The organism is Salinisphaera sp. T5B8, from assembly GCF_040361255.1.
Classification (GTDB): domain Bacteria; phylum Pseudomonadota; class Gammaproteobacteria; order Nevskiales; family Salinisphaeraceae; genus Salinisphaera.
This window is the reverse complement of sequence record NZ_APNG01000001.1, coordinates 176238-191032: the sequence shown is the minus strand read 5'-3', so window position 1 is coordinate 191032 and position 14795 is coordinate 176238. Positions and strand designations below refer to the sequence as shown.

The 14795-nt window shown below is 62.4% G+C and carries 12 protein-coding genes; 7 read left to right on the top strand and 5 right to left on the bottom strand.

Annotation, left to right across the window (positions count from 1 at the left end):
- Positions 1–276: 276 nt before the first annotated feature.
- Complete coding sequence (gene pdeM, locus T5B8_RS00895; protein WP_353175399.1) at positions 277–960, top strand: ligase-associated DNA damage response endonuclease PdeM; 684 nt, start codon at positions 277–279, stop codon at positions 958–960.
- A gap of 28 nt (positions 961–988) precedes the next feature.
- Here pdeM and T5B8_RS00890 read toward each other — a convergent pair whose 3' ends face one another.
- Positions 989–1675, bottom strand: a complete 687-nt coding sequence (locus tag T5B8_RS00890) for a DUF2057 family protein (protein WP_353175397.1) — start codon at positions 1673–1675, stop codon at positions 989–991.
- A gap of 174 nt (positions 1676–1849) precedes the next feature.
- Here T5B8_RS00890 and djlA point away from each other — a divergent pair, with 174 nt between their 5' ends.
- Positions 1850–2647, top strand: coding sequence for a co-chaperone DjlA (djlA, locus tag T5B8_RS00885; protein WP_353175395.1), 798 nt, complete (start codon positions 1850–1852; stop codon positions 2645–2647).
- Between the two features lie 48 nt (positions 2648–2695).
- Here the strand turns inward: djlA and T5B8_RS00880 are convergent, their stop codons facing one another.
- Complete coding sequence (locus tag T5B8_RS00880; protein ID WP_353175394.1) at positions 2696–3601, bottom strand: LysR substrate-binding domain-containing protein; 906 nt, start codon at positions 3599–3601, stop codon at positions 2696–2698.
- Positions 3602–3751: 150 nt separating this feature from the next.
- On the opposite strand from T5B8_RS00880, the gene wrbA reads away from it, so the two are divergent.
- The 5 genes from wrbA (at position 3752) to T5B8_RS00855 (ending at position 9220) form a co-directional block, all read left to right on the top strand.
- Positions 3752–4354 (top strand): NAD(P)H:quinone oxidoreductase, encoded by a 603-nt coding sequence (gene wrbA, locus T5B8_RS00875; RefSeq protein ID WP_353175392.1) that lies wholly within the window; start codon positions 3752–3754, stop codon positions 4352–4354.
- Positions 4355–4398: 44 nt separating this feature from the next.
- A complete protein-coding gene (locus T5B8_RS00870) occupies positions 4399–4995 on the top strand; it encodes a nitroreductase family protein (protein WP_353175390.1) in 597 nt (198 codons plus the stop codon).
- A 114-nt stretch (positions 4996–5109) separates the two neighbouring features.
- Positions 5110–7110 carry a BCCT family transporter gene (locus tag T5B8_RS00865; RefSeq protein WP_353175388.1) on the top strand — a complete coding sequence of 667 codons (2001 nt, stop codon included), beginning with the start codon at positions 5110–5112 and terminating at the stop codon, positions 7108–7110.
- A 162-nt stretch (positions 7111–7272) separates the two neighbouring features.
- Entirely contained in the window at positions 7273–7926 is a 654-nt protein-coding gene (locus tag T5B8_RS00860) for a rhomboid family intramembrane serine protease (protein WP_353175386.1), read from the top strand.
- A gap of 202 nt (positions 7927–8128) precedes the next feature.
- Positions 8129–9220, top strand: a complete 1092-nt coding sequence (locus T5B8_RS00855) for a TRAP transporter substrate-binding protein (RefSeq protein ID WP_353175384.1) — start codon at positions 8129–8131, stop codon at positions 9218–9220.
- 565 nt (positions 9221–9785) lie between these two features.
- Here T5B8_RS00855 and T5B8_RS00850 read toward each other — a convergent pair.
- From T5B8_RS00850 to T5B8_RS00840, 3 genes are all read right to left on the bottom strand, one after another.
- Positions 9786–11162: a TRAP transporter large permease gene (locus tag T5B8_RS00850; protein ID WP_353175681.1), complete on the bottom strand. Its 1377-nt coding sequence runs from the start codon at positions 11160–11162 to the stop codon at positions 9786–9788.
- 37 nt (positions 11163–11199) lie between these two features.
- Entirely contained in the window at positions 11200–11772 is a 573-nt protein-coding gene (locus T5B8_RS00845; protein WP_353175382.1) for a TRAP transporter small permease subunit, read from the bottom strand.
- A 191-nt stretch (positions 11773–11963) separates the two neighbouring features.
- Positions 11964–14729, bottom strand: coding sequence for a penicillin acylase family protein (locus T5B8_RS00840; protein ID WP_353175381.1), 2766 nt, complete (start codon positions 14727–14729; stop codon positions 11964–11966).
- Between the last annotated feature and the right edge of the window lie 66 nt (positions 14730–14795).

Genomic DNA, 14795 nt, shown 5'->3' with positions numbered 1-14795 from the left:
AGTACGAGGTCTGGGGCGCGGTTTACGCACCTTCCCGTCGATCTATCTGCCGCTTATTTGCGTATCTTCGCGTTCATTTGCGGACACTTCCGTGCCTGAGCGCAGCCAATATTCCTCAACCGAAGCGTTTTTATCTGCGTGAATCTGCGTCGATCTGCGGACAAGAAGATCTTCGCGGCCCCAGCTTTTGCTGGCGCGATTCGCGGGCAAGGCGCTCGCTTGAGTGCAGCCGATATCATGGCGTCTTTCGCCTGTATTGCGGACTGTTGAAACGCCATGTCGCTAAGCGCTGAAAGCCCGCGCGCACACAGTCAGGTCGAGCTGGAACTGGCCGGCGAGCGGCTGTGTCTGCGCGGCGATCACAGCCTGTTCTGGCCGGCCCGTTCGACCTTGTTCGTGGCCGATACCCATTTCGGTAAGGCCGGCGTGTTCCGCAAACAGGGGCTGGGCGTGCCCAGCGGCACGACCGATGCCGATCTCGCCCGCCTGGGCACGGCGCTGGCCGAAACGCAGGCGCAGCGGCTGATCGTGCTCGGGGATTTCGTGCATGCGCCGCCGGCGGCGGATACCCCGTGGCTGGCGCGTTTTGCCGCCTGGCGCGCGCAACATGCGCAGGTCGAAATGATCGTGACCCGCGGCAACCACGATCGCGGCGAGCGGCTGCCTATCGACTGTGACCTGCGTTGGCATGCCGGCAGCCTGTTCGATACGCCTTTCGTGCTACGCCACGAACCCGAGGCGGACGCGCGCGGGCCGGTGCTCGCCGGCCATGTGCACCCGGTGGTTCATCTGGGCGCGGGCCGCGAACGGCTGCGCGTGCCCGTGTTCTGGCGCCATGCCGACGGCTTGATGCTGCCGGCGTTCTGCAGCTTTGCCGGCGGCCAGCGTATTTCGCCGGCCGCGGGTGATCGCGTATTCGTCGTGGGCGACGGCGAGGTGGTCGAGGCGGCGATCGGGTAATCGCCGCCAATCGGCTGCTTCGACCCCATTATTGGGCGCCGTTCTGCTTGCGCCAGGCCTCGAAGCGATCGCGTTCGGTCTGGCTGGCGTTGTTCCACCAGTACTTGAGCATCTGCAGCGACTGCGGCGGGGCGTTCTCCGGCGCCGGCTGCGGTGCGTCGGTACTGGCGGCCGGGGTCTTGCCCACGGGGGCGAACACGGTATTGCCGCGGCGGATGGTTTCGATTTCGGGTTCGGCCACGGCGATTTCGCCGCTGACCGTATTGCCGTTGGCCCGGTTTTCGATCGACAGGCTCGGGTTGGCGGCAAAGGCTTCGCCAGCGTCCGGGGTGGTCGGGCGCTCGCCGGTGACCGCGTACTGGCTGTTCGCGCGGGCGCTAAAGCTGACGGTGATGGGTTCGGATAGCACGCGGGCGTAGTCGTCGGTGCGGTCATCGTTGTCTGCGATCAGATCGAAATAGCGCAGTACGAGTTCGTGTTCGCCCGGTGCGACCCGCAGGGTCTGATCGCGGCCGTCGAAGGTGTAGAAGTTGTCGCGCAGTACGGTGCCGTCGATGGCCTGCACCTGAAACTGGTAGGGCACGAACAATTCGGCACTGGCCGCGCCGCTGGGGGCGCCGGTATCGAGTTGACGCACGCCCGCACAGCCGGCGAGGGCGGTCAGGCCCGCGATCAGACTCGCGCGAACAAGAAAACGAAGAGCGATACGCGACATGAAAGGCCCCCGGCGCTGATGACTGCATGGGTGTTCGAGGCCGCGGCATGCGACCGACGCACACCTTGTGCCGCGAATATGACAGGCGCATGACAAACACGTGACGACAAGGCCTGTCGGTACGCGAGCGCTCGTACACGCACGCAGTCCGCGCGAACAGGTAGAATCGCCCCCATGCTTATTGCAATGATTATCGGCGCCGTGATCGGCGGCGCCATCATGGGGCTGCCCGGCGTGTTGCTGGGTGGCGTTCTCGGTTTCGCCGGCGCACAGATGCTGGCGATGACGCTGCTCAAGGGCGCGCTGGGCACGATTCGGGCGCAGTTTCTCGATTCCACGTTCGCCGTCATGGGTGCGTTGTGCAAGGCCGACGGCCAGGTCACGCGCGACGAGATACGCGTGGCCGAAGATCTGTTTGCCAAGCTTCGGCTCAACGACGAACAGAAAGCGCAGGCGCGGGCGTCGTTCAATCGGGGCAAGGCCGACGATTTCGATCTGGACGGCGAGGTGGCTGCGTTTCGTAAGGTCGCGCGCGGCCAGCGGGCGCTGCACCAGATGTTTCTGCAGGTCCAGATCGCCGCGATCGCGGCCGACGGCAAGGTCAGCAATGCCGAGCACGACATGCTCATGCGCGTGGCGCGCGCCCTGGGCCTGTCGGAAATGGAAATCCGCCAGCTCGAGGCCATGCTCTCCGGCGGTGGGCCCGGGCGTGCCTCCGGCGACGGTATGGGCTCGAAAGCCGGTATCGACCCCAAAGAGCAACTCGAACAGGCGTATACGGTACTCGGGGTGGATTCGTCGGCCACTGATGGCGAGGTCAAGAAAGCCTATCGCCGCCAGATGAGCCAGAACCATCCGGACAAGCTCGCCGCCAAGGGCATGCCCGAGAGCATGCGCGATATGGCCGAACAGAAAACGCGCGAGATCGGTGCCGCCTACGAACGTATTCGTGAGGCGCGTGGGCTGAGCTGAGTTCGGCGCGCGTTTTTGCGCCCAACCCGGGATCGCCGGCGTGGCTTTTCAGCCCTGCGTGGGCGTCTGTGCCGACAGGCGCTGGATGAACCATTGCAGCGCGCGCCCGGTGGTGGCGCTTTTCCAGAGTAGATAGCAGGGCTGCGGCGCGCGCGGGCTGGCCAGTTCGCGGGTCACGAGCCGGCCCTGGGCCAGAGGCGTACGCACCCACCCGGCCGGGCAATGGCCCACGCCCAGGCCTTGTTCGATAGCTTCGATCTTGCTGTACATGCTGCCCACGGTCAGCCGTGGCTGCCCATCCAGCAGCCCGGCACTGCGCGGCGCGAGTGCGCGGGCCGTATCGGCTACGACAACGGCGCGGTAGTGGCGCAGCAAGTCTTCGTCCAGTGGTGTGGTGTGTTCGGCCAGTGGGTGGTCGGGCGCACAGCAGAACACGAATTCCACGGTGGCAAATGCTGCGCGGCGGATGCCGGTCTGGGTTGGCGGATCGGTGACACCGATCGCGAGATCCACACGGTCTTCGATCAGGGCTTCCCAGCTACCACCTAGGATTTCTTCACTCAGGCGGACGTCGATCGCGGGATGCGCGCGATGGAAATCGGCCAGTGCCGGCCAGAGTTCGCACGGCGCGAGCAAGCCGTTGAGCGCAAGCCGCAGTTCCGGCTCCCAGTTGTCGGCCAGCCGGCGTGCGGCCGCGCCCAGTTCGCGGCTGGCAGTGAGAATACGCCGGCCCTCTTCCAGCAACAGGCGGCCCGCCGGCGTGAGTACGGCGCGATGGCCGCTTCGGTCGAAAACGTTGATGCCCAGCTCTGCTTCGAGCTGGCCGATCGTGTAGGAGATCGCCGATGGCACACGGTAGAGCGACGCAGCCGCGGCAGCGAAGCTGCCGTAGCGGTCGATCGCATCGAGCGCTTCCAGTGCTTCCAGGCGAACGGGGGGCGTTTGAGCCGACATGCGATGCCTTAATCAAATAATTTGAACGAGTATGCCAAAAGGCTTCGCTTTCATCGTTTTCGTATGCGTTCTATGTTGAGCCCATACGATCGAGGCGGCATACAAGCCACCGCGGTGCTGACGATTATTTGCATGAACAAGGAGTTGATCATGAAGAAGATGCTGGTGCTTTATTATTCGATGTACGGGCATATCGAGACGCTGGCCAATGCCGTGGTCGAAGGCGCAAAAAGCGTCGATGGCGTCGAGGTGACCCTCAAGCGCGTGCCGGAAACGATGAGCGACGAGGCGTTGCAAGCCGCAGGCGCGAAGATGGATCAGTCGGCGCCGGTGGCCGAGCCGGGTGAAATCGCCGATTACGATGCCATTGTGTTCGGCACGCCTACGCGTTTCGGCAACATGTCCGGGCAGATGCGTACCTTCCTGGATCAGACCGGCGGGCTGTGGGCCAACGGCAAGCTGGTGAACAAGTTCGGTAGCGTGTTCACGTCCAGCGCCACGGGTGCGGGCAACGAAACCACCATCACCTCGTTCTGGAACACGCTGGCCCATCACGGCATGCTGATCGTGCCGGTCGATTATGCTGGCGCTCAGGAGCTGTTCGATATTTCCGAACTGCGCGGCGGCTCGCCCTATGGCGCGTCGACCTATGCCGGCGGCGACGGTTCGCGCCAGCCGAGCGAAAAGGAGCTATCGATCGCACGCTATCAGGGCGAAAAGCTAGCGCGACTAGCCACGGCGCTAAGCCTCTGACACAGTTCGCCCATACGCCGATACGCAACCGCAAGGACAGGGGCATGAGCAAAAACGCAGCGACCGATCACCGTATTCACAACACCCTCGCTGTGCGCTGGAGCCCCTATGCCTTCAGCGATAAACCGGTGCCGGCCCAGGATCTGGCCAGTGTGTTCGAGGCGGCGCGCTGGGCGCCGTCCTCCTACAACGAGCAACCCTGGCGCTATATCGTGGGGATCAAGGGCCAAGGCGATACCCATGCGCGTATTCTCGAATGCCTGGTCGAAGCCAACCGCGCCTGGGCACAGAATGCGCCGGTGCTTGCACTGGGCGTGGTGGTTCGCACGTTCACCCGCAACGGCGAGCTCAACAAGGCCGCGGAACACGATCTGGGCTTGGCGTCGGCGAATCTGGTCACCGAAGCGACCACCCGCCGGCTGTTCGTGCATCAGATGATCGGTCTCGATCCGGATGCCGCGCGCAGCGCCTTTGCGATCCCGGAAAACGCCGAGGCATTCACCGCCATGGCGATCGGCTATCGCGAAACCTCCGATAACATGAATCAAGCGCTGCTGGAGCGCGATACCAAGCCCCGAGAGCGGCGTGCGCTTGACGAATTCGTGTTCGTGGACCGGTTCGGCAATCCGGCTGGACTCTAGGCTGGAGCGGCCTTGGCGCCGCATCGGCACCGTTTCGCGTTGCACTTCAGCTGTCGTTAATAAACGACAGTCGTGTTATAGATAGGAGAGGGAATCCACGATAATAGAAAGTGCATGAGCGATAGCGAACCTGAAGAGGCGGGTATCAATCCGCCTGTATTTTTTCCATCAGTCGCCGTCATTGGCGTGCTTGTCATCTTCGGGGCGGTTTTCCCGGATCGAGCCAATGACTTCTTCAGCGGGATGCAGAGCTGGCTGATCGCGACCTTCGGCTGGTTGTATCTGGGTGCTGTCGGCGCCTATCTGGTTTTCTGTATCGTGCTCGCGCTGTCCCGCTACGGACAGTTCCGGTTGGGGCCGGATCACAGCGAACCGGATTTCAGCTATATCTCCTGGTTCGCCATGTTGTTCTCGGCGGGCATGGGCATCGGTCTGATGTTCTATGGTGTGGCCGAACCGGTTCTGCACTATATGAACCCGCCGCAGGGCACCAGCGAAACGGGCGAAGCCGCGCGTGCGGCGATGCGGATCACCTTCTTCCATTGGGGTATGCACGCCTGGGCGATCTACGCCGTGGTGGGCCTGTGCCTGGCCTATTTCAGTTTCCGGCGCGATCTGCCGCTGCGCATGAGTTCGGCTTTGTACCCGCTCATCGGCAAGCGCATCTACGGCCCCATCGGTAATGCGGTCGATATCCTGGCCGTGTTCGGCACCCTGTTCGGTGTGGCCACGTCGCTTGGCTTTGGTGCCCAGCAGGTCAACTCGGGGCTGAACTTCCTGTTCAGCGTGCCCGAAGGTCTGAGCACCCAGATCGTGCTCATCTGCATCATCACCGCGATGGCCACGACCTCGGTCGTACTCGGCCTCGACGGCGGCATCCGTCGCGTATCCGAACTCAACCTGTGGCTGGCTGCGGCGCTGCTGCTGTTCGTGATCGTGATGGGCCCGACGCTGTTCATCTTCCAGTCGCTGATGCAGAACATCGGCAACTACATGTCTTCGATGGTGGACATGACCTTCAATTCCTGGGTGTATACAGGAACTGAAGATACCGACAGCTTCATGAGCAGTTGGACGCTGTTCTACTGGGCCTGGTGGATTTCCTGGTCGCCGTTCGTGGGCATGTTCGTTGCGCGCGTGTCGCGTGGCCGTACGATCCGCGAATTCGTGCTCGGCGTGCTGCTGGTACCGGTGGGGGCCACCTTCCTGTGGCTGACCGCCTTTGGTGACGGTGCGCTGCACATGATCATGGTGGACGGCATGACCACCCTCATGGACGCCGTGGACGAAAACACCTCGACCGCGCTGTTCGTCTTTCTCGAACAGTTCCCGTTCACCTGGCTGACATCGATTCTCGGCACGATGCTGGTGATCACCTTCTTCGTGACCTCGTCGGACTCCGGTTCGCTGGTCATCGATATCCTCACCGCGAAAGACGGCAACGAACCGCCGGTCTGGCAGCGTATCTTCTGGGCGGTACTGGAAGGTGTGGTTGCCATCGTGCTGTTGGCCGCCGGCGGTATCGGGGCGCTGCAGGCTGCATCGCTGGCCTCGGCTCTGCCGATTACCGTGATCCTTCTGATCATGGCCTATTGCTTGTATCGCTCGTTGAGTATCGAGCTGGTCAAACAGGACAGCCTGCGCTATGCGATGAATACGCCTTCGAACGTCGCCGGTTTCGGCGGTGGCAGCTGGCAGAACCGTCTCAAGACGCTGGTTACGTCGCCGCGCCGCAAGCAGGTCGACGAGTTCCTGACCAACGTGGTCAAGCCGGCCATGGAGGCGGTCGCCAAGCAGTTCGAAGAAAGCGGCATGACCACCAAGATCAGCACCGAGGATGATCGTTGCTATCTGGATGTGGACCATGGCGCCGAAATCGACTTCGTCTATGGCGTGCGCGCGCGTCGCTTCACCGCGCCCACGTTCTACATGGGCGCGCTGACCCGTCGCGAAGAGCAACAGAAGGCTCAGGAGCGCGAGCACTTCCGTGCCGAGGTCTTCCTGCGTGAAGGCGGGCAGCAGTACAACGTCGTGGGCTACACCAAGGAACAGCTCATCGGCGATATCCTCGACCAGTACGAAAAGCATCTGCACTTTTTGTATCTGGTGCGCTAAGCGTCAGGCGCTTTTATAGCGCCCGGCAGCCCGGCGTCGCCTCGTGCGGCGCCGGGTTTTTTTTATGCCTGATCCGGCGCGGGTGCGACGCGTGTGCTGCGGCCTGAAAAGACGATGCGGTATGCTTGGCGGGTTCCATTTTCGAGCCGAGTCTGCCTGCCCATGCGACAGGATCCGTTTGCCGTTTCCAGCGTTCCGCCCATGATCAAGTGGTTACTGATCGCGAACGGGCTGGGATTTCTGTTCCTGATGTATGCCCAGGAACCGGTCATGCAGTATTTCGCCCTGTGGCCGCTGGGCGAATATCCGGTGCGCACGTCCGCGGGCGTCGGCAGTGTCGGTTTCGAAGTCTGGCAGTTGCTCAGCTATGGCTTTCTGCATGGCAGTTTCGGCCATCTGTTCTTCAACATGTTTGGCCTGTGGATGTTCGGGCGCGTGGTCGAACAGGTCTGGGGTGGTCAGCGTTTTCTGCTCTACTATCTGGTTTGCGTGGTCGGTGCCGGTATCACCCAGGTGCTCACGCTCCTGCTCATGTCGCCGGGCCAGCCCGTACCCACGGTCGGCGCTTCGGGCGGGTTGTTCGGCGTGCTGCTGGCCTTCGGCATGATGTTTCCCAATGCCCGGGTGATGCTGCTCATCCCGCCGATTCCAATGACCGCGAAATGGCTGGTGATCGGTTACGGGGCGATGGAACTGTTCTTCGGCGTGACCGGCACCCAGGCGGGCGTGGCGCATTTCGCCCACCTCGGTGGCATGGCCTTCGGCTTCGGGCTGATCATGTACTGGCGTCAGCAGCGCGGCGGGCCGCGCGTCTGATTGAACGCGGCCCTGCGTGCGGGCCGCTAACGCGCGCGGACTCAATCGTTGGTCGACTTTCCCCGCTGACCGTTTTGCGGCAATCTGGCGCATCGGCGGCCCGTGCTCTATCGCGGTGCGGGCCTGGGCCGAACATGAATCATCTAAAAAAAGGCGAAGCGGTCGGCTCGTGTTGCGGGCGGCGGCCGAGCGAAGGGGAGCCATGAGCATTAAACGTCGTCAGTTTCTGACCGGAGCGGCCGGTGCGGTCGCGGCCGCGAGTACCGTGTTTTCGCCGATGACCATCGCGCGGAACAAGAAATATCGCCTGGGCATGGTCACCTCGTGGCCTTCGTCCATCGATACCCTGTTCGGGACCGCCGAATACATCGGCCGATCGATCGAATATGCCACCGATGGCGATGTCGAAGTCGAAGTGTTCGCGGCTGGCGAGCAGGTCGGCGGTCTCGAGGTCTATGACAGCGTGTCGAGCGGCGCCTTTGCCATGGGGCATACCGCGTCCTACTACTACATCGGCCAGGATCCGACCCATGCTTTCTTTACGGCCATGCCGTTCGGCCTAACCGGCCAGCAGCAGAATGCCTGGATCGAGGAAGGCGGCGGTGGCGACCTCTGGAACGAGCTCAACGCCCGCAGCAACATGGTGGCGTTTCTGGCCGGCAATACCGGCGGCCAGACCGGTGGTTGGTTCAACAAGGAAATCAATTCGCCCGAGGATCTCAAGGGGCTGAAGATGCGTTTTCCCGGCGTGGGCGGTCAGGTGATGGCGCGTGCCGGCGTGAATATCCAGAATCTACCCGGTGGGCAGGTCTATTTCGCGCTCGAACGCGGCGTGATCGATGCGGCTGACTGGGTCAGCCCCTACGACGACGAAATCCTGCAACTGCACAAGGCCGCCAAGTACTACTACATGCCCAGCTGGGCCGAGCCGGGCGCGACGCTCGGGTTGTACGTCAACAACGATATCTTCAAGGATCTGCCCAAGGATATCCGCGAGACGATCCCGGTCGCCGCCAAGGCCGCCAACGAGCGTATGTTTGCCCAGTACACCGCCCGCAACGGCCCGGCTCTGAAGCGCCTGATCGCCGGCGGCGCGCAGGTGCGCACCTTCCCGGCTGAGGTGTTGGACGTGCTCAAGGGCTATACCGACGAGATCCAGCAGGAGCATGCCGACAAGAACAAGCTCTATGCCAAGGTCTACGATCAGTGGCAGGGCTTTCGCGACGAGGTTCGGGCCTGGACCGATGTCAGCCAGTACAACTTCCTGCGCTATATCAACGGCGATCTCGCCTAGCTGTCACGCTGTGAGGCCGGCAAGCCGCGCCGCCCCATCGGGCCGCGCGGCTTTTTAATGCCCCAGGGTACTGTTTGGTTTACTGAGGCGCGTTCGAAGAAAGACCGTCCGCAAATGAACGCGAATGCACGCGAATAAGACAAAGGTTTCCGCCCCGAGCGATACGCCAACCGCGTGGGCAGTTCAGACAAGCGCCTGACAACCGGTTTTCCATTTGCGTTAATTGGCGTTCATTCGCGGATTGTTTTAATCCGCCGATTGTTTGATCGGTTGTTCGTGCCTTGGAAGTGCGGTTCGAGGCGTGGAGCAACGCAGTGCGTCCGTCAGCTTTCCCATCGAATCTGCTTAATCTGCGAATTGCTTCAAAGAACAAAGCCTTGGCGTGGCCTAAGGCAAAGATGAGTCTGCAAATAAACGCGGATGCACGCGAATAAGGCAAAGGTTTTCGCCTCGAGCGATACGCTAACCGCGTGGGCAGTCAAGGCAATCGCCTGCCAAGCGCTTTTCTATTTGCGTTAATTGGCGTTCATTTGCGGACTGTTTTTCGCCGGGCTCGCGTCGTCGCCTATTGCACCGCGTTGCTGAGCTGGGGCAGCCAGAGCACGAGCTGCGGGAACAGCCACAGCAGGATCAGCGCGAACAGCTGCAGGCCGATGAAGGGCACCACGCCGCGATAGATATCGATGGTGCGGATGCCGGGCGGCGCTACGCCCTTGAGATAGAACAGCGCGAAGCCGAACGGCGGGGTGAGGAAGGAGGCTTGCAGATTGACCGCAATCAGCACGGCGAACCAGAGCGGATCGATACCCAGCTGGATGGCGATCGGGGTGATCACCGGCACCACGATGAAGCTGATTTCGATGAAGTCCACGAAAAAGCCCAGCACGAAGATGGTGAGCATCGTGAAGAACAGGAATGCCAGCGCGCCGCCGGGCAGATCGAGCAGGATCTCTTCCACCAGCTGCGGGCCGCCGAGTGAGGCGAAGACCATGGTGAAGGCGGTTGCGCCCAGCAGGATGATGAACACCATGGCGGTGAGCTTGACGGTCTGATCCATGACCGCGCTCAGGCTTTCCCAGTTCAGGCGGCGATTGATCAGCGCCAGCAGGCTCGCACCCAGCGCGCCCATGGCGCCGGCTTCCGTCGGCGTGGCGATGCCGGCAAAGATGGTGCCCAACACGATGAGAATCAGCGCCAACGGCGGCGTCATCATGCCCAGTACCCGCAGCAGCAGCCGGCGCGGGCTGATATCGCGTTCGCTGGCCGGCAGGGCCGGGGCCCGCTCGGGGTAGCGCAGCGCTACGAAGATTATCCACAGCACGAACAGCACCGACAGCAGAATGCCGGGAATGAGCGCGCCCAGAAACAGATCGCCGATGGACACCCGCATCTGATCGCCGAGGATGATCAGCACGATGCTCGGCGGTACGATCTGGCCGAGGGTGCCGGAGGCCGCGACGGTGCCGGAGGCCAGGCCCTTGTCGTAGTTGTACTTGAGCATCACCGGCAGGGCGAGCACGCCCATGGTGACCACCGAGGCGCCGACCACGCCGGTCGAAGCCGCCAGCAGGGTGCCGACCACCACCACCGAGATCGCCAGGCCGCCGCGTATGCGTCCGAAAAGCAGGCCCATGGTCTGTAGCAGATCGGAGGCCAGCCGCGATTTTTCCAGCATCACGCCCATGAACACGAAGAACGGCACGGCGACCAGTTCGTAGTTGTCCATGATGTTGCCGAAGATGCGGCCCGGCAGGATATTGAGCCGGGCCATGCGAAACGCCGGCTCCCAGGGCAGCGTCAGGCCCATATCCGGCAGCATGTCGCTGCCGATGAGCGTGAACAGCACGGCCGTGCCACCCAGCGTGAAGGCCACGGGATAACCGATCAGCAGCAAACCGATCGCGGTCGCAAACATCCAGAGGGCGAGATAATCCACGGTCAGGGCCTGTTGTCGAGGGGTGCGCGCATGCCGGGCAAGCCTAGAGGCCCTCGGTTTCCTGGGTGGCGCGATGGGCGTCGTTGTCGCTAAAGCCGGGTTCGCGGGCCAGATAGGCGATGTTCTTGATGATTTCGCTCACGCCTTGAAGGATGAGCATCGCGAACGCCACGAGCATGACGGTCTTGATCGGGTAGCGAGCCAGCCCGCCGGGGTTGGGGCTTTGCTCCATCACTGCCCAGGAGCGCTCTACATAGCCCAGGCAAAAATACAGGCCGAAGATACAAAAGGGAACGAGGAAGAACAGCGTGCCGAAGATATCGATCCACGCCCGCGCGCGCGGGCCCAAGCGGCTGTAGACGATATCTACACGTACGTGCCCGTCCACGCGCAGCAGATAGGCCGCGCCCAGCAGAAAGATCAGATCGAAGGCATAGGTCTGCAGCTCGAGGTAGACATTGGCCGACAGCTGCACGCCCAGATACTGGCCGAGATAACGGGTGATCACGTTATAGGCGCCGATCAGCACCATGGCGATCGTCAGCCACCACATCAGTCGGCCGACCAGGGTCGAAAAGCCGTCGATCGCGCGTGCCACGCCCAGCAGAATGTTCATGTTGTCTCCTCGGCCGTCGTTCTAACTGCGACGACTCACGCGCGCATACAGGGCGGCGATTCTAGCCGACCGCGTGGCAATAGCCCAAGTCGGGGGCCGTAATGTCGGGCCTGACGCGCTGGCATACCGCCAGCCGACAATAAAAAGCCCGGCGCGCGTATGCGGGCCGGGCTTTAACCGTGAGTAGCGTGCTACTCGGTCTCGACCGTTGCCTCGATGTTCTCCTGTTTCCTTTCGAGGTTGGCGGCAATATCGGCTTGGCGATAGAGCAACTTGCGGTAGTTCTTGTTCGAATACCGCTGATCCTGGTCCTCGAAGTGGTCGGAGCCGGCATCGTCGGACTGGCTGTAGCTGATCAGCCCATAGCCTGCCGGGCCGTTGTCGGTAAAGCTCAGGCCGAAGTGCCAGCTGGTGCCGTAGCCAATCAACCAGCCCTCGCCGGGCGTGCTCGACAGATCGCCCGAGTTCTCGATGGTATCGGCGGGCGCATAACGCGGATAGCGGGTACCGTCCTCGACCGGGTCGGTATCCGGGCGCACGATATTGAAGCCACCTTCCAGGTTCTGGTTGCCGTGCCATTCGATCGGGCTGCCAGACTTCGCCGGCGTGCCATTAGGACGGGTACCCGCCGACTGCTGTTCACGCTGAACATCGCCCAGGCGCGCGTTATACGCAATATTCACCTGATCGAGTCGGTCCAGGCCACGGGCCAGTGATGCCAGCATCGGATCCTGGGCCGGATTGCTGGGCGCGGCGTTGGGCGTGCTCGGCGTGGTTTCCGGGTTTTGCGGATCGAAATCCACCGAGAACTGGGCCGGATAGGTCGGATCGTAGTCCGCCATGAACATCCGGAACACATGCGCACCGGTACTGTTCACATCGTATACGCCGTCCCAGTTGGCCAGCGCGGCACACCCCTGGGCCACCGAGCGGCTGCCCGAGCCCGTGTTGATGGCGGTATCGCCGGCGTTGTCGCAACGGCTGCGCAACTCGTCGAGCAGGGTTTCGGCGTAGTAGGCCCGGTTGGAATACAGGGCGTTGATGATTTCCTCGCCGGTGAATTTGCCATCGCTGCCCGCCGGAGCCACGGTCGACAGGCCGGGGTCGGTCGGGTTTTCCAGCATCTTCAGGCCCATGCGGGTACGCGGCGAGAGGATGCTGTTGGTCTTGCCGTAGAGCGGCGAATAGCCGGTCAGGAACGACTTCGGATTGGTCGCCCAGTAGCTGTCGTTGGAGTTCTGGACATAATCGCGGCGCTCGAGCTTGGGCGCGCCGGCATAGGGCACCCGGCCATCGCAGTCACCCTCGATCCAGTCGTTGAGCGAACGGCTGCCGTCGAGCAGGGTCACGCCATTGTCGAACAGCCCGGCCACCACGGGGTTGAAGTTCACCCGCGCCTGAAACGCCTGCAGCGCGCCGGGCGAGAGTTGCGGTACCGAGGTGCCGTCGATATAGAACGCCTGACCGGAGTCGTCGGCATACATGGTGTTGACCCACAGCACGCTGCCGCAGGCCTCGAACGGCTTCTTGAACTGGGCAAGGTTGGATGCCCGGCCCATGTTCAGCCACTGGTCGACCACCTGGCGGGCGGTTTCGGTATTGGCGTCGCGATAGGTCAGCGCTGATTCACGTCCGGCGAACTCGCCGCCCCAGGCCGGAAGGTTTGCGTTGATCACGTTGCCGGCGAGCATCGGGCCGTATTCCGAGAAATAGAACTCACGTTGGAACGGCAGCGGGACGGGGGCCTGGTCTGTCAGCACCTCGATTGTGAGCGTGCGCTCTTCGATGCGCTTCGGCTCACCGTCCTTGATATACGTCATGTAGCTGGAGTCGCTCTCGTCGAGCGTCAGATCATAGAGCGTGAAATGCTGCGCGGTGGACACGGTGTGGGTCCAGGCGATGTTTTCGTTGAATCCGATCAGCGGGATCACGATACCGATCAGGCCAGCGCCGTTGACGTTATAAACGCCCGGCACCGTAAGCTGCATCTGATACAGGCGGCGATTGCCGGTATAGGGGAAATGCGGGTTGGCCAGCAGTGCGCCCTTGCCATTCTCAGTCATTTCAGAGCCGATGCCCCAGCCGTTGCTGGCCATGCCACGGTCGTTGAAATCGGTCTTAGCGCCAATCGATTTGGGCGTGGCCGAACGCGCGAACTCGGCGAGTGCCTTGGCGTTGAAAACGTCAGTCGATGCCGGATCGGCGTCGGCGTACGAAGTAGGCGCGGGCGAGGTCGCGCTTGTTTGCACGGCCAGCCGAGGCCTCGGGCTCGTTCCTGGCGGCACGGCCAGGAAAATGGGGCCGCCGGTGAACTGATCGCCACTCGCATAGAGGGCCACCAGCTGGTAGTAGGCATAGACATCGGTGGCCGTGATCGGGAAAACCCAATCCCCGCCATTGCACTTGGCCGGCAGATTGTCGTTGCCGGTTTCAGCGAGGTACTTGTTGTAGCCAGCGGCGAAGCCTCGCAGCATGGCCTGCGAGGGCGCCGAGAGTTCATCGAACTCGGCCTGGGCTTTTTCGTACAGGCCAAGGGCCTTGTAGCTGAAATCGGTGACGATATTTACAGGCAGCTGTTGGTTTTCAGGGTCGTCGGGGTTGATGGGCGTGCCCGGCCCGTAGTATTTCGCCCGTTCGCCGCGCGCACGCACGATCGAATCCGCGATGATGCAGATATTGTCGCGTGCCTGGACATAACCCGAGCCGAAGGCCACGGATTGCAGGTTGTCGGCGGTGATATGCGGCACGCCACCAGTGGTGGTCTGAATACGCGCGGACAGTTTGCCGTCCGGCGCACTGATCTGGCTGGCAGTCAGCGCGGCGGGGCCGGTGCCGGTGTTATTGCCGCTGTCGACATTGTCGTCACCTCCGCCGGATGAACAGCCGATCAGGCCGACACCCAAACATAACGATACGCCGGCCGCGAGTAGCGGCCGCTTGAATTTGAATAGTTTCATGGTCTCCCCCTGGGAATAATCTCTCGTGCCCAAGTCGCACCCGGCGATCATAGCCCCGTGAATTAT

Excerpts from the sequence above, each read along its gene's own strand:
- T5B8_RS00860 (WP_353175386.1), top strand. The coding sequence starts at position 7,273 with ATGCGACAGGATCCGTTTGCCGTTTCCAGCGTTCCGCCCATGATCAAG.
- T5B8_RS00880 (WP_353175394.1), bottom strand. The coding sequence starts at position 3,601 with ATGTCGGCTCAAACGCCCCCCGTTCGCCTGGAAGCACTGGAAGCGCTC.
- T5B8_RS00870 (WP_353175390.1), top strand. The coding sequence starts at position 4,399 with ATGAGCAAAAACGCAGCGACCGATCACCGTATTCACAACACCCTCGCT.
- T5B8_RS00890 (WP_353175397.1), bottom strand. The coding sequence starts at position 1,675 with ATGTCGCGTATCGCTCTTCGTTTTCTTGTTCGCGCGAGTCTGATCGCG.
- T5B8_RS00845 (WP_353175382.1), bottom strand. The coding sequence starts at position 11,772 with ATGAACATTCTGCTGGGCGTGGCACGCGCGATCGACGGCTTTTCGACC.
- djlA (WP_353175395.1), top strand. The coding sequence starts at position 1,850 with ATGCTTATTGCAATGATTATCGGCGCCGTGATCGGCGGCGCCATCATG.
- pdeM (WP_353175399.1), top strand. The coding sequence starts at position 277 with ATGTCGCTAAGCGCTGAAAGCCCGCGCGCACACAGTCAGGTCGAGCTG.
- T5B8_RS00840 (WP_353175381.1), bottom strand. The coding sequence starts at position 14,729 with ATGAAACTATTCAAATTCAAGCGGCCGCTACTCGCGGCCGGCGTATCG.
- wrbA (WP_353175392.1), top strand. The coding sequence starts at position 3,752 with ATGAAGAAGATGCTGGTGCTTTATTATTCGATGTACGGGCATATCGAG.
- T5B8_RS00855 (WP_353175384.1), top strand. The coding sequence starts at position 8,129 with ATGAGCATTAAACGTCGTCAGTTTCTGACCGGAGCGGCCGGTGCGGTC.
- T5B8_RS00865 (WP_353175388.1), top strand. The coding sequence starts at position 5,110 with ATGAGCGATAGCGAACCTGAAGAGGCGGGTATCAATCCGCCTGTATTT.